Source organism: Bradyrhizobium sp. P2_E8 (assembly GCF_056403875.1).
On sequence record NZ_JBFUES010000125.1, the window covers coordinates 1 to 11,752 of the forward strand.

General features: G+C 64.0%; 19 protein-coding genes and 1 pseudogene. 8 read left to right on the top strand and 12 right to left on the bottom strand.

Annotation, left to right across the window (positions count from 1 at the left end; translation table 11 throughout):
• A partial coding sequence (ccoG, locus tag AC1D00_RS09660; RefSeq protein ID WP_477010517.1) for a cytochrome c oxidase accessory protein CcoG occupies positions 1–1,030 on the bottom strand: 1,030 nt, incomplete at its 3' end.
• 32 nt (positions 1,031–1,062) lie between these two features.
• A complete protein-coding gene (locus AC1D00_RS09665; protein ID WP_027548594.1) occupies positions 1,063–1,383 on the bottom strand; it encodes an ArsR/SmtB family transcription factor in 321 nt (106 codons plus the stop codon).
• Between the two features lie 93 nt (positions 1,384–1,476).
• Here AC1D00_RS09665 and AC1D00_RS09670 point away from each other — a divergent pair, with 93 nt between their 5' ends.
• Genes AC1D00_RS09670 through AC1D00_RS09680 form a run of 3 tightly spaced genes read left to right on the top strand, consistent with a single transcriptional unit; the run spans position 1,477 to position 2,757 of the window.
• Complete coding sequence (locus AC1D00_RS09670) at positions 1,477–1,905, top strand: YeeE/YedE family protein (RefSeq protein WP_135178359.1); 429 nt, start codon at positions 1,477–1,479, stop codon at positions 1,903–1,905.
• A 5-nt stretch (positions 1,906–1,910) separates the two neighbouring features.
• Positions 1,911–2,378 carry a DUF6691 family protein gene (locus tag AC1D00_RS09675; protein WP_477010518.1) on the top strand — a complete coding sequence of 156 codons (468 nt, stop codon included), beginning with the start codon at positions 1,911–1,913 and terminating at the stop codon, positions 2,376–2,378.
• A gap of 22 nt (positions 2,379–2,400) precedes the next feature.
• Entirely contained in the window at positions 2,401–2,757 is a 357-nt protein-coding gene (locus tag AC1D00_RS09680; protein ID WP_404557890.1) for a carboxymuconolactone decarboxylase family protein, read from the top strand.
• Between the two features lie 79 nt (positions 2,758–2,836).
• On the opposite strand, the gene AC1D00_RS09685 is transcribed toward AC1D00_RS09680, so the two are convergent.
• Positions 2,837–3,157, bottom strand: coding sequence for a hypothetical protein (locus AC1D00_RS09685; protein ID WP_477010519.1), 321 nt, complete (start codon positions 3,155–3,157; stop codon positions 2,837–2,839).
• A gap of 260 nt (positions 3,158–3,417) precedes the next feature.
• Entirely contained in the window at positions 3,418–3,822 is a 405-nt protein-coding gene (locus AC1D00_RS09690; protein WP_477010520.1) for a hypothetical protein, read from the bottom strand.
• 154 nt (positions 3,823–3,976) lie between these two features.
• On the opposite strand from AC1D00_RS09690, the gene AC1D00_RS09695 reads away from it, so the two are divergent.
• Positions 3,977–4,207, top strand: coding sequence for a hypothetical protein (locus tag AC1D00_RS09695; RefSeq protein ID WP_477010521.1), 231 nt, complete (start codon positions 3,977–3,979; stop codon positions 4,205–4,207).
• A 198-nt stretch (positions 4,208–4,405) separates the two neighbouring features.
• Here AC1D00_RS09695 and AC1D00_RS09700 read toward each other — a convergent pair whose 3' ends face one another.
• Positions 4,406–4,648 (bottom strand): PilZ domain-containing protein, encoded by a 243-nt coding sequence (locus AC1D00_RS09700; RefSeq protein WP_027548601.1) that lies wholly within the window; start codon positions 4,646–4,648, stop codon positions 4,406–4,408.
• A gap of 184 nt (positions 4,649–4,832) precedes the next feature.
• On the opposite strand from AC1D00_RS09700, the gene AC1D00_RS09705 reads away from it, so the two are divergent.
• On the top strand, positions 4,833–5,126 hold the full coding sequence (locus tag AC1D00_RS09705; protein ID WP_167771460.1) for an HdeA family protein: 294 nt from the start codon (positions 4,833–4,835) through the stop codon (positions 5,124–5,126).
• A gap of 120 nt (positions 5,127–5,246) precedes the next feature.
• On the opposite strand, the gene AC1D00_RS09710 is transcribed toward AC1D00_RS09705, so the two are convergent.
• Positions 5,247–5,711, bottom strand: a complete 465-nt coding sequence (locus tag AC1D00_RS09710) for a PaaI family thioesterase (protein WP_271566897.1) — start codon at positions 5,709–5,711, stop codon at positions 5,247–5,249.
• Between the two features lie 380 nt (positions 5,712–6,091).
• Here AC1D00_RS09710 and AC1D00_RS09715 point away from each other — a divergent pair, with 380 nt between their 5' ends.
• Positions 6,092–6,388, top strand: a complete 297-nt coding sequence (locus AC1D00_RS09715; RefSeq protein WP_027548605.1) for a hypothetical protein — start codon at positions 6,092–6,094, stop codon at positions 6,386–6,388.
• Positions 6,389–6,489: 101 nt separating this feature from the next.
• Entirely contained in the window at positions 6,490–6,744 is a 255-nt protein-coding gene (locus tag AC1D00_RS09720; protein WP_404557887.1) for a hypothetical protein, read from the top strand.
• Between the two features lie 9 nt (positions 6,745–6,753).
• On the opposite strand, the gene AC1D00_RS09725 is transcribed toward AC1D00_RS09720, so the two are convergent.
• Together AC1D00_RS09725 and AC1D00_RS09730 are read right to left on the bottom strand one after the other, a co-directional pair.
• Positions 6,754–6,987 carry a DUF6894 family protein gene (locus AC1D00_RS09725; RefSeq protein ID WP_477010522.1) on the bottom strand — a complete coding sequence of 78 codons (234 nt, stop codon included), beginning with the start codon at positions 6,985–6,987 and terminating at the stop codon, positions 6,754–6,756.
• Between the two features lie 174 nt (positions 6,988–7,161).
• Positions 7,162–7,350 carry a hypothetical protein gene (locus AC1D00_RS09730; protein ID WP_027548608.1) on the bottom strand — a complete coding sequence of 63 codons (189 nt, stop codon included), beginning with the start codon at positions 7,348–7,350 and terminating at the stop codon, positions 7,162–7,164.
• A gap of 296 nt (positions 7,351–7,646) precedes the next feature.
• Between AC1D00_RS09730 and AC1D00_RS09735 the strand changes: the two genes are divergently transcribed.
• Positions 7,647–7,886, top strand: a complete 240-nt coding sequence (locus AC1D00_RS09735; protein ID WP_167771458.1) for a DUF2798 domain-containing protein — start codon at positions 7,647–7,649, stop codon at positions 7,884–7,886.
• A gap of 815 nt (positions 7,887–8,701) precedes the next feature.
• On the opposite strand, the gene AC1D00_RS09740 is transcribed toward AC1D00_RS09735, so the two are convergent.
• The 4 genes and pseudogenes from AC1D00_RS09740 to AC1D00_RS09755 all read right to left on the bottom strand — a co-directional run.
• A complete protein-coding gene (locus tag AC1D00_RS09740) occupies positions 8,702–8,869 on the bottom strand; it encodes a hypothetical protein (RefSeq protein ID WP_477010523.1) in 168 nt (55 codons plus the stop codon).
• A gap of 214 nt (positions 8,870–9,083) precedes the next feature.
• Positions 9,084–9,326, bottom strand: a complete 243-nt coding sequence (locus AC1D00_RS09745) for a DUF6894 family protein (protein ID WP_027548610.1) — start codon at positions 9,324–9,326, stop codon at positions 9,084–9,086.
• A 147-nt stretch (positions 9,327–9,473) separates the two neighbouring features.
• Positions 9,474–11,330, bottom strand: a complete 1,857-nt coding sequence (locus AC1D00_RS09750) for a caspase family protein (protein ID WP_477010524.1) — start codon at positions 11,328–11,330, stop codon at positions 9,474–9,476.
• Positions 11,331–11,502: 172 nt separating this feature from the next.
• Positions 11,503–11,752 (bottom strand): annotated as a pseudogene (locus AC1D00_RS09755) (caspase family protein); the annotation flags it as partial.

Sequence of the window (11,752 nt, forward strand, 5' to 3'; positions counted from 1 at the left end):
CGGCATAGATCAGCGTGCGCGGACGGATGATGCGGTAGAGCGGCGCCTTGCCCTCGCGCCGGCGCTGCATGTTGGTGTCGGTGTCGTAGCCGATCAGGCCGGCGGGCCGGCCGATCTCGCGCATCACGTTGTCGCAGGCGTCGATGCACAGGCCGCACTGGATGCAGCCGAGCTGGATTCCGTTGCGGATGTCGACGCCGGTCGGGCAGACATTGATGCACTGGTGGCAATCGACGCAGTCACCGGCGCGATCCCCATGCGTGCGGGCGGCGTCCGCCTTCTTCACCGACATACGCGGCTCGCCGCGGTCGCGGCGATAGGTGACGTTGAGCGCCCATTCATCGGTCAGCGCCGCCTGGATGCGCGGCCACGGACACATGTAGATGCACATCTGCTCGCGGGCGTGACCGGCAAAGACATAGGTCGTGGCGGTGAGGATGCCGATCCAGAGATAGGCGATGAACGGGGCCTGGAAGGTGGCGAGCTCCTTCACCAGCGTCGGCGCGTCGGAAAAATAGAGCACCCAGGCGCCGCCTGTCCACCAGGCGATCATGATCCAGAGAAAGTGCTTCAGCACGACCTTCCGGATGTGATCGAATGTCCAGTAGCGCTTGTCGCCCTGCATGCGCTCGCGCCGATCGCCCTCGACCCAGCGCTCGACCGCGTAGAACAGGTCGGTCCACACCGTCTGCGGGCACATGTAGCCGCACCACAGCCGGCCGGCGACCGCATTCATCAGGAACAGGGTCATTGCCGCGATGATCAGCAGACCGGTGAAATAGTAGACCTCCTGCGGCCACAGTTCGATGAAGAAGAAGTAGAAGCGCCGATGCGGGAGATCGATCAGCACGGCCTGGTCGGGCAGGCCGGGTCCGCGATTCCAGCGCACGAAGGGCAGGAGATAATAGGTCCCGAGCGTGACGCAGAGGATCGCCCATTTGATGCGGCGGAAAGGGCCGTGGACGGATTGCGGATAGACCTTCCTCCGCTTCTCGTAGAGAGGTCCCTCGATGAAAGTGTCGTCGCTCATGCTGCGCTTCCCGCGTTTGCGTCAGCGAAGCCCTATTCCGGTGCGCAGAAGAGGCGGTACAAGGTCTCCAGCACCGAGCGGACTTCCTGGCTCGCGATGCTGTAGTATATCGTCTGGCCGTCCCGCCTGGGTTTGACCAGGCTCAATGCGCGCATCTTTCCGAGATGTTGGGATAGGGCGGCCGACGACAGGCCTGCGATGTCGGCCAGTTCGCCGACGGACTTTTCGCCGTCCAGCATGTTGCAGAGAACCAGCAGCCGCTTGGGATTGCCCATGGCGGAGAGGAGGCGGGAGGCCTCTTCGGCCTTCTCCTCCAGAGCGAGCAGTTCCTGATTCCGGGGCTTGCGCTTCATGACTGCCAGATATATTAGTATATTCGAAAATACGAAACAACTGAAAATAACGGTATTCGGCGCCCGCGAGGGCGCCCCCGGTCCGGAGGGCTCATGGTCTCGACATCATTTACACCGATCGCCTCCCTGGCTGGCGGCGTACTGATCGGCGTAGCCGCCGTTCTGCTGATGTGGGCGACGGGACGGATTGCCGGGGTCAGCGGCATCGCGGCGCGGCTGTTCCCACCCTATGAGGACGGCGAATTCGCCGGGCGTTTCGCCTTCGTCGCCGGTCTCGTCGCCGCGCCCGTGCTGGTACGGCTTGTCACCGGAAGCCTGCCGGCGCAGACGATCGAGGCGGGGACGACCGTTCTGATAGTCGGCGGATTGCTCACGGGATTCGGTTCGGTGTGGGGCAGCGGCTGCACCTCTGGCCACGGCGTCTGCGGCTTGTCGCGACTCTCGGTGCGCTCGCTGGTCGCGACCATCACTTTCATGGCGGCCGGCATGGCGACCGTCTTCCTGATGCGGCACTGGAGCTGATGTCGATGGCAATCCTGGTCCAATTCGCGATCGGCCTGATCTTCGGTCTCGGCCTCATGGTCTCCGGCATGTCGAACCCGGCGAAGGTTCTGAACTTCCTCGACATCGGCGGCATCCCGGCAGGCACGTGGGACGCCAGCCTTGCCTTCGTGATGGCGGGCGCGGTGGCCGTGACCTTCATCGGCTTTAGTCGCGTCCTGAAGCTCGCGCGGCCGTTCTTCGCCGAACGATTTTATCTTCCGACGCGAAGCGACATCGATCCCAGGATCGTCGCAGGTCCCGCGATCTTCGGCGTCGGCTGGGGACTGGCGGGGTTCTGTCCGGGTCCGGCGCTGACCGCGCTCGGGTTCGGCTCGGCCTCCGCCTTCATCTTCGTTGCGGCGATGTGTGCCGGCATGGTGCTCGCCCGCTTCGTCGCTCACTGGCCGTCATTGACGCGCTTCGTCACGCCGGCCGATCCGCTCGAAACCTGAAGTCACCGCGAAAGAGTAAGTCATGGACAAGAACTATCCAGAGATCACCCGGCAAATCTCCGCCAACATGCGCAAGCTGCGGAACGACATTCCCGACGCCATGAAGGGATTTGCCGCGCTGGCCCAGGCCGCGACGCGTGACGGTGCGCTGGACAAGAAGACCAAGGAGCTGATCGCGCTGGCGCTCGGCGTCGCCGCGCATTGCGACGGCTGCATCGGTTTTCACACCGAGGCCCTCGTCAAGCTCGGCGCGACGCGCGAGGAGGTCGAGGAGACGCTCGGCATGGCCGTCTACATGGGCGGCGGGCCGTCGCTGATGTACGCCGCCGATGCGATCGCAGCCTACGAGCAATTTCAGCAGCAAACGGTTGCCGCCTGACGCCTGTGATCGGATGCACCCATATGGAAGGGACCGGGCGAGTTGTCTCGTCCGGTCCCGTCCGTCTTGGTTCTACCGATTACCAGCCACCGACGCCCACGCTGACGCCGGGAGCGCGAATGCCGACGCCGCCTCGCGGACCGTCGTCCCAGTCGCGATAGGTGCGGCGTTCATAATAGCGCTCGCGCGGCATGGTGGCATAGGAGTCGCGCACGATCACGCGCGCGCCGCCGCGGGTGCGATAGCAATTGCCGGCGTCGTCGCAGACGAGCCGGACTTCCTGGATGAGATCGGGGTTGGCGTATTCGCTGGTCGTGTAGATGTCGGCGGCCTTCGCGCCGCTCGCCGCAGCGATGGCCGCGACGCCGGCCAGCAGTGCAATCGTAAATGTCCGCATCATATCCTCCTCCGAAACTGCCCTCTGCGGTAACAAGAAGGGGAGGCGGCGATCGTTCCGGCCCAAATGCAGGATTTTCCCCGGAACTGGTGGCGCGCGGACAATGTTCCCCGGGGCGACACGCGCCAATCCGTCGAAGCAACATGATTGCTGCGAGCCGTTTGCCGATTTCCTCTCGGCGGGGAAGCTGAAGCAGCACTGCGGATCTGGTCTCGGATGCGCTCGCTATGTTCCGCCTTACACAGGGCTGACGACGAGGCCTGTCAGATCGGCTCATAAACCTCGGACCCGCAGATGTCGTCGGCTTCCGCGCGGCGGCGATCGATGACCTTTCCGCCGGTGATGGTGACGATGTAGGTCTGGGCGCCAAGTGCGGTGCCGGTTGCGGAGGTGAGCTGCGCGCGGACACAGGCGGTCCAGCCGGGTCCTCGCACCTCACGATGCGGCGGGGCGACGTGCACCTCGCGCGGATAGGACGTGTTGAGGAAGACGACATCGATCTGCTCGCGCACGACGCGCTTGACGTCGGGGGGCGGCTCGGGCGGTGGCTGCTCGGTTTCCTTCATGCGCATGAACTCGGGTACCGGCGCGCGGCTGTCGGCAAAGCCGCAGGCACCGAGCGCGAGCGCGCCGGCCAGCAGCGCCGCATGAGCAATGATCCGCAACATCCGTGAAGGGTCCCCCTGCGGGCCAACAGATAGGCACGAATGCGATCTGGCGAAGTCCTGGCCGATCAAGATTTGCTGAAGGCCTGGAACGCACGGCATTTGCTATTAGGGGATTGCAGGCTAGTTTGTACCCCAGACGAAGGGGATTGCGCCAATGAGGATTTTGGTCATAGCGGCTGCGGTGCTGGCGTTGGCGGGCAGCTCGGCTCAGGCGCAGATGGGTGGCGGCAGACGCCAGCCTAGCGAGGGCCAGAAGGCGGACACCAAGCCCAAGGTCGACGAGGGGGCCTACAAGGCGGCGCTCGAGCGCATTCCGGAGCCCAAGGAGAAGTATGATCCGTGGGGCGGGGCGCGTCCGCCTGAACCTGCCAAGAAGCCCAAATAAATCCGATGGGCGCTGGCGACAGGCCAGTGCCATCTGATCGCTGCCACCGAGGATCTCGATCAGCCCAGTGGAAGAGCTTGCGGCGTCGTCGGCGATCGCGCGCGTGCTGGCGGCCTGCGCCTTGCGTCGCTGCCATCATAGCAGGCACTCATAACCGTGTTGTGGATGCGATACGAACAGTCGTTCACATCGTGCGCGTTATTGCACGAAAGCGAGACCGACGCGCCTGTCGCTGCGCCATACGGGGCGGCAAGTCCGCACGAAATTGTCGCGCGCGATCGAGAGTGTGAACGATTGCGGCAATGTGACGGGGGTCTCGAGGTCGATCGCCACGCCGCCTGCGGACATGTTTCGCACGGTGCACGCGATGCCGTTGTTTTCAAAGGTGATCGTTCCACCCTTGAAAACACGGTAACGTTGGGCTGCGCGCTTCTCGGTCATCTGCGTTGATCCACAATGATGATTGTGAAGTAGTGCATAGAAATTACGTTGAACTAAACTCAATACTGGCGCTACTTGCACAGCGCTTCAGATTTCGTTTACGACGTTGAAGCGGTGAGTCACGTCCCGCCGACTTTCCTCACAAGCCTTTCCTTTATGGCCTTACGCGCCGATGGAGATTCCGATGAAGACCACGCTTTCGATCCTGTTCGCCGCAGCGCTTTCGCTGTCGTCGATGCCCGCCCACGCCGTCAAGTGGGACCTCTCGACCATGACTTGCAAGCAGTTCCTCGAGAGCGGCGAAGACAACATCGCGGTCGTGCTGACCTGGATGGACGGCTGGTACAAGGGCGACGAGGACAACGCGATCATCGACACCGAGGTGTTCATTGAGAACGCCAAGAAGTTCGGTGCCTATTGCGGAAAGAATCCGACCGTCAGCGTCGTCACCGCGGCCGACGAGATCCTCGGCAAGTAACTCTTGAAGCGGACTGAAGCGCGGACGCAATCGCGCTTCGGCCTCTCGCTTCGATGCGAACGTGATGGAGAGCCGCGGTGCGCCCTGCGCTCACGCGGCTCTCGTCTTTTGGGACGATGCTCAGCCCGGCAGCATCGCGAACGCGCTCGACACCATTGCCACCGGCTTGTTGTCGGCGGCCGAGAGCAGCGTGACGCGGCCAAAGCTCATGGTGCGCCCGAGCCGCACCACGCGGGCGTCCGCGAGCACGTCCGACGAGGAGGCCGCGCGCATGAAATGCGTGGTCTGGTCGACCGTGGTCATCGGACGGTAGCCGCGATTGGCGGCGAGGATTGCGATGACCATCGCGGTGTCGGCGAGGGCCATCAGCGCCTGGCCGCAGACCACGCCACCGTTCCGGCACAGCCGCTCGGAAAATGCCATCCGGAGCAGCGCACCCGGCTGCCAGTCCGGCGCATCCGCAGGCTGCGCGTGCTCGATGCGCTCGACCGAGAGGTTGAGATCCTGGACCCAGGGCGCAAAGACCTCGCCGAGGATGCGTCTGGCCTCAGTGATGCCGAACTCGGCTTCTGGCTGCGATGGCATTGCGGCGTGTCCTCCATTGTTGCCGGATGTTTCTGCCATTCTGCGCGGATCGGCACGGCAAAGTCACCCGGTCTGATGCCGGTCCCGTCGGCTTGAAAATGCCTGACTTCGCCCGATATGATGCCGCGCTTGGGATCGGGTGGATGATGTTGCGTCGGTGTGTCCTCGTGTTTTGGCTGGTGGCGCTCGGCATTGTGCTGGACGGGTGCACCAGATGCGGCCCGATCTGGGACGACTGGCTGCACGCGCCGAAATCGTGCAGATCGGACCGGCTCTAGCGGGCCATTCGGCCCTGAGCGACCCCAGCGGTCACGGACGGGCTGTGATAGGGATGACGGGCGCGGCTGATCCGCGCCGCCATGATGATCAAGGAGTAGATGATGAAGCTTTTCCGTATGGCGGCGGTGCTGGCCGTGCTGGCGGGACCGGCCTACGCGCAAATGCCCAATATCAATTTGATGCAGGACGCGCCGAGCAAGTCCCCGGAAGAAAAGGCCGCGGATGCGGAGCGTGAAAAGGTCTACAAGGAAACGCTGAAGAAGATTCCGGACGCCAAGTCGTCCAACGATCCCTGGGGCGGCATGCGCTCCGATCCGCCGAAGCAGGCTGCGCCGAAGGCATCGGCCGCAACCACCAGCGCGCCGAAGAAGACCAAGACCGGCACGGCCGCCAACTGAGCCTTTCGGCCGGGGGCGGCATGCGCCTTTCGGCCGGGACTCCTCTTCGTCCGATCCGCTCCCTACATTGCCGGCAGGTGTTGCGTAGAGGAGGACAGGTCATGGCCGATCGTCCGCGGGATCTCGCCGAGCGGATGGCGCGCCGGCGCAAGATCGGCGGCAAGACGGGCGAGCACGCCGGCGACGGTTACCTGCGCGAGACCTTCACGCTGCCGCGCGCGGCGGCGCGGGCGAGGGCGCAGGCCTTCTTCGCCCGCTACCCCAAGGCCGGCTATATGAGCGCGGTCGAGACCTGGCGCGAGCTGCCCGGCGGCGACATCGAATTCACCATGCGGCGGCTGCCCAGCGCCGATTGAGGTCGGCCCCTAGTCGAACGTCTCGGCGACGATGCGGATGCGGAACACGGGCTCCTTGGTCTCGTCCAGGAGCTCCATGTGCCATTCGGAATTTTCCCGGAGCTTGCGGGCAATGCCCGCGGCCATGTCGGCGCAGACGCTGGTCATCTCCTTCCAGGCCAGATCGCGGTCGGCAAACTCCGACGCCTGGTCCGCACAGCCGGAATAGCGGCCGTTCCGGATTCGAAAGAAATAGAGCGGCATGGCTGGCACCGATCGCGTGACGGCCCCGCCCCCAAGGCCCACGGCGCGCAGTGCAATCCCAAACCACCGGCAGATCAATTCCGGGCGGCTACGGGATAACCGGGGCGCATAGGAGGGGCCGTGACGCCGATCTCGGCGCGTCCGGTTCAGGCCGTCTTGTTCAGTCGGTCTTGTTCAGGCCGTCTTGCGCCCGATGGCCTTCAGCTCCCGATCGATGCGCAGCTGCACCCGCCGGATCGCCAGCAGGTCGATCTTGGTCTCGGTCTTGCCGGTCTTGACCTGCTCACCGATGCGGAACTGCCATTGCCAGATTCCGGGAATGGCCGTCTTGGCGACGGTGAATTCGACGCCCCTGTGATTCATGGTTACCTCCCCACGATTCACCTTCGATCACTGTAGCATGTTGGCAATCGAATTCCGAAAGACGCTGGCCCGCAAAGCGATGCTAGACCATCRCCCGGTGCGCGCTGATGCAGCTGAGCGCGGCTCAGGAACTTTGTTCATGGTCGGAGAACCACGGGTTCGTTCGATGGTGATGGGTTAACGATCGGTTGTGACGCCGGCGATCCCGATCGAACGGGAAGAGCCAAGGCCCGCCTCGCTGCGCGCGACGGCATGTGGCTTGCTTGGCCTCGTGAGGCAAGCAACATGAGCGCGTCATGCTCGGCATTCCCCGCCGCTACAGTCATTTCGTTTTCGGTGTCCTCCAGTCCGGACTGACCTCGCTGATCGCCGCTGGGATCGCCAGCCTGCCGGCTGACGGCGCGATGCTGTTCGCCCGGCACTGGATGCTGTCATGGCTGATCGCATGGGCCGCGATGCTGCCCGTGGTGCTGCTGGCGGCGCCCGCGATCCGCGCCTTCTCGTTGCGGCTGACGCGGGAGGAGAGGGGCCCGTGAACCGGCCGGCATGAAAAAAACCCGCCTGGGGAGAGCCAGGCGGGGTCAAAGGTTATTGGAGGCTGAGGTGCTGGGCTGCAACACCATAAGCCCAATGACCCTAGCCGGCTGAGCTTACGACAGCCTGACAAGCCCGCGAATCGAATCCAGGCCGGCGCTCACCCATGCCCGCCAACAGAAAACCCCGCTCGTGGGAGAGCGGGGTCGTCGGTTGGGTATGGAGGCCCGGTGTTGGCCCACCGGGCGAGACGACATTAGGCGACCAGGCTTACGGGTGCCTGACGGCGGCATCGAAACCCGCGCGGGCGAGGCCGCAGACTGGCCCCGCACCGGTCCCAATTTGGCCACCCGATCGCAACACTCGAGCCACAGCCGCAGGCGAGATTCCGCAAGGTCCGGTGCAGCCATGGGGGAAACGTGGCTTGCCGGCAACGGGGTAGCATCATGGATAACGTAGAGCGGTCGTTCGCCGCCGCGACGGCGGTTGGCTTTGTCGTGCTGGTGATCGGCATCGGGCTGCTGGCGCTCATGTAGATTTGGCCGGTGCCGGCGGCAGCTGGCTCCGTCTTTCAAAAAATTGGAAAACAACCCCATGCACAGTAGGCGGGTTGGGGATTTGCCTGCTGGGTCAATGTTTTAGAGGTAGTATTTAGTTACCTTTTACGCGCGCGATCGCCCCGAAGCCGGGCATATGATGCCGGGCCTTGCATTGACCAGGGCGACCGCTGTCGGCCGCCCGCTTTCGGTGACGCGTGGCCCAGCGCCTGCCGCATTGCCGGCGCGCCTGGTCGGCTCCGCAGCCCGTCCTGGTGGCCCTAGTGAACCTTGATCACGTCCAGCGGAAGCTGGAGCTCGGCGGCACGCTCCAGGCGGTCCYTTTTGCGGAACTCGTTTTCCTTCCGCTCGAACTTGACCATCTCCTCATGCGCAGCCTCCAGCAGGCGATTACGCCTGGTTGCATCCTGGTGCGTGTCTTCCGTCATGACCGAGATCCCCACTGTTGCGCTCCAACTCAGAGAAGCCGCAGGCCGCGAAAAGGTTCGATGCCGCAAGATTACGGAATTATGACGGCGCTCTGCTCATGCGTCTTTGATGCGCGTCAGCTTCGGTCGAAAAACGATGCTGCGAGATTGGAGCCAGAGGCGTTGAAGCGCAAGTTCGGAAAGCCTCCACCGAGAGGCCTCCACCCGAGACGGCTCACTGCCGCCTGACGATATCGAAGACGAACCTGACCTGCATCACGGGACCATGTGCGTCCCTGACTTCAATCGACATCTTGCGGCTTTGCATGCCTTTGAAGTTTCGCACGGCGTCCCATGACAGGCTGGCCAGCGCGCGGGCGGCTTCTTCCTGGACCGCGAGCAAATCTTGCAATTCGAGTCCTTCTTCGTCGGGAACTATCTCGTCCCCGTCGCGCAGGTCGAAGTAATAGATGGCCATCGCAGGCGCTCTCGACGTCTCTCTCAGGCACCGGCGCCTACGGCAGAGCCTCGGCCGGTGATGGGGGACAATGAGCTGGCGGCCGGTTGGTTGCTCAAGCTGAGGCAACCGTATCCGGTCGGCAAGATCGGGTCTCTCAGTCGCGGCTCAGTTACAAACTTCAGCCTGCGTGGTCCCGCCGGGGCCAGTAAATCCCGGCGCGCCGCGCTCAAGTCTGCAGCCCGGGCGAACTGGCCGACACCCAGCGGCCGAGCAGAACATTTGGCCCGAGGACGTGGCTTGCGGCTTGGGCGGAGATGATTCGATCTGTTTGCGCCCGTCGTCACGCGCCTTCGTCTCGTCACGGGTTGCGACCGGCTTCTTGTCCTGGACCTTCTCGCACTCGTTATCATCGTTGACGCGATAGCCAGCGCGGCAGGTGATTTTCACGCAGGTATCGCCATCAGCCCTGGAGCCGCGGTCGCAGACCAGCGGGCAGACGCGTCCCTGCTTCCCCTTGATTGCGTCGAGAGCATCGAAGCTCGCCAGCTTGGTGTCGAACTTCGTCCCGGCGTGTTTGTTGAACAGCGTCAGCGAGCGCTGCGAGGTTGCATTCCAATCGCCGTCCGTTGTGCCGGTCAGACACCCGACGCGACGGAGCTCTGACTGCACCAGTTTGGCCGTCTCCTGCGGCGAGAGACTCGGCGGCGTTTGGCTGGGCGCAACTGCGGCGACCTTCTGCTCGCCGTCACGCTGAGCCTTCTCAGTCGCCTGCTTTGCTGCCTGCTCGGAAGCCGCCTTGTCGTTCGCGATCTTGTCGGCGAGCGCCTTCTCGGCGGCCTGCTTGTCGGCCAGCGCYTTGGCCACGGCGGCCTCGGCATCCTTCCKGCGCTGCTCGGCYGCGGCAGCCTTTGCTTCCTCGACCTGCTTGGCCTTCTCGGCCGCSAGCCGGGCRTYCTCGGCRGCCTTGGCGGCKGCWGCSGCCTTCTCCTGTTCGGCTYTGTTGGCGCGCTCRGCCGTGAGCCGCGCCTTTTCGTCCTCAGCCTGGCGCGCCTTGGCCACTGCAGCTGCGCGCGCCTCTTCGGCCGCAACGTTCTTCAACTGCGCACGAGCAAGACCTGCATAGAACCCGTCGGGATAAGCCTGGAGGAATGCTTCCCATCCGTCCCGGTTTCCTGTCTGCAGGGCAAGCTCATAGTCCCGGCGGATTCCGTCCTGAGGGTTTGCCGTCGGCCCYTGCGGCGCGGTAACCACAGGCTTCGCTGCGACCAGCGGYACGTCGTCGCCGCCGAGCGAACCGTAGACATAGGGCTCCTGCTTGTAGCCGGTGGTCTTGAGGACGTCGTCGCGCACGAAGCCGAAGGCCTTGCGCAGGTCGAGGCCCGGCRTCGGCAGMCGYTCGACGAGAGCKGYSGCRAACGGRCTGTTCTTGGMGTCGCCATCCGAGGCSGTCGAGCCCGCYTTGGCGGCGAAGGCAATCATGGTGTTCGGGCTGGTCGGCTCGATCTTGGCGAGGCCGCGCCCGATGGCGCGCGCCGCAATCGTCCGCTTCATGGTTTTGGCGAAGGGGTTGTCGCGGCAGGCATCGAGAATGACGAGTCGGAGCTGCTTGGCCGGTTCGACGGCGAACAGGGCGCGATCCAGCGGCAGGGTCTCGTCGAGCACATCGCTGTCCGTCTCGAGCGTCGCATCGGTCGGGATCAGGTAGTTGGTGCCGTCCAGTTCAATGCCATGGCCGGCGTAGTAAACGACGGCCACCTCGGCCTCACGAGCCTTGCCGCCAAAATCGCGCAGCGCCCTGCGCATSTCGCCGGCGTTGAGGTCGAGCCTGATRTCGACMWYGTCGAAGCCSGCCYTCTTGAACATGCCGCCGAYCAGGGTGGCGTCGTTCGCCGGGTTGCTGAGCCGGGGGACGCTCTTGTAGGCCGAATTGCCGATCACCAGCGCCACGCGCCGTTCGGCCATCGCCGGTCCGCATCCAAGCCACACGGCAAAAATGATCAAGAAAAATCGAAGCGCGCCCATTACAGCCCCAAATCAAACGCGAGCAGCGTATTCGCAGCCTGCCGAAAGGCAAGCGGACGGTATGTGAGGTCGATCACGCAAGGGGTTGGCCGGGGTATGCGCAGTTCGAGATTGGCGAGATCATCAAACCACAAGGCAGTCCAAGTCGGCATAAGAAGCCTACAGAAATTGGCTAGTTGCAAACTTCCTCTTGTGCGCCCGCCATATTGGTAACGTGCGGTCCAATTTTGGGTGCAACAATCCGACAGCCGGGCTTCACTGGGCGACAGCCTGCTGCGTTGCAGAGCATCTGACCAGAGGCGGACGGCTTCGCGGGCGCGGCTTCGACCTTCTTCCTCTCGTCGTCTCGCGGCTTGGCGTCCTCGCGGGTCGCGACCGGCTTCTTGTCCTGCACCTTCTCGCATTCGTTGTCGTCGTTGACG

Excerpts from the sequence above, each read along its gene's own strand:
- AC1D00_RS09730 (WP_027548608.1), bottom strand. The coding sequence starts at position 7,350 with ATGAATCACAGGGGCGTCGAATTCACCGTCGCCAAGACGGCCATTCCC.
- AC1D00_RS09685 (WP_477010519.1), bottom strand. The coding sequence starts at position 3,157 with ATGATGCGGACATTTACGATTGCACTGCTGGCCGGCGTCGCGGCCATC.
- AC1D00_RS09700 (WP_027548601.1), bottom strand. The coding sequence starts at position 4,648 with ATGACCGAGAAGCGCGCAGCCCAACGTTACCGTGTTTTCAAGGGTGGA.
- AC1D00_RS09715 (WP_027548605.1), top strand. The coding sequence starts at position 6,092 with ATGAAGCTTTTCCGTATGGCGGCGGTGCTGGCCGTGCTGGCGGGACCG.
- AC1D00_RS09670 (WP_135178359.1), top strand. The coding sequence starts at position 1,477 with ATGGTCTCGACATCATTTACACCGATCGCCTCCCTGGCTGGCGGCGTA.
- AC1D00_RS09735 (WP_167771458.1), top strand. The coding sequence starts at position 7,647 with ATGCTCGGCATTCCCCGCCGCTACAGTCATTTCGTTTTCGGTGTCCTC.
- AC1D00_RS09745 (WP_027548610.1), bottom strand. The coding sequence starts at position 9,326 with ATGGCCATCTATTACTTCGACCTGCGCGACGGGGACGAGATAGTTCCC.
- AC1D00_RS09720 (WP_404557887.1), top strand. The coding sequence starts at position 6,490 with ATGGCCGATCGTCCGCGGGATCTCGCCGAGCGGATGGCGCGCCGGCGC.
- AC1D00_RS09710 (WP_271566897.1), bottom strand. The coding sequence starts at position 5,711 with ATGCCATCGCAGCCAGAAGCCGAGTTCGGCATCACTGAGGCCAGACGC.
- AC1D00_RS09680 (WP_404557890.1), top strand. The coding sequence starts at position 2,401 with ATGGACAAGAACTATCCAGAGATCACCCGGCAAATCTCCGCCAACATG.
- AC1D00_RS09665 (WP_027548594.1), bottom strand. The coding sequence starts at position 1,383 with ATGAAGCGCAAGCCCCGGAATCAGGAACTGCTCGCTCTGGAGGAGAAG.
- AC1D00_RS09695 (WP_477010521.1), top strand. The coding sequence starts at position 3,977 with ATGAGGATTTTGGTCATAGCGGCTGCGGTGCTGGCGTTGGCGGGCAGC.
- AC1D00_RS09690 (WP_477010520.1), bottom strand. The coding sequence starts at position 3,822 with ATGTTGCGGATCATTGCTCATGCGGCGCTGCTGGCCGGCGCGCTCGCG.
- AC1D00_RS09725 (WP_477010522.1), bottom strand. The coding sequence starts at position 6,987 with ATGCCGCTCTATTTCTTTCGAATCCGGAACGGCCGCTATTCCGGCTGT.
- AC1D00_RS09705 (WP_167771460.1), top strand. The coding sequence starts at position 4,833 with ATGAAGACCACGCTTTCGATCCTGTTCGCCGCAGCGCTTTCGCTGTCG.
- AC1D00_RS09675 (WP_477010518.1), top strand. The coding sequence starts at position 1,911 with ATGGCAATCCTGGTCCAATTCGCGATCGGCCTGATCTTCGGTCTCGGC.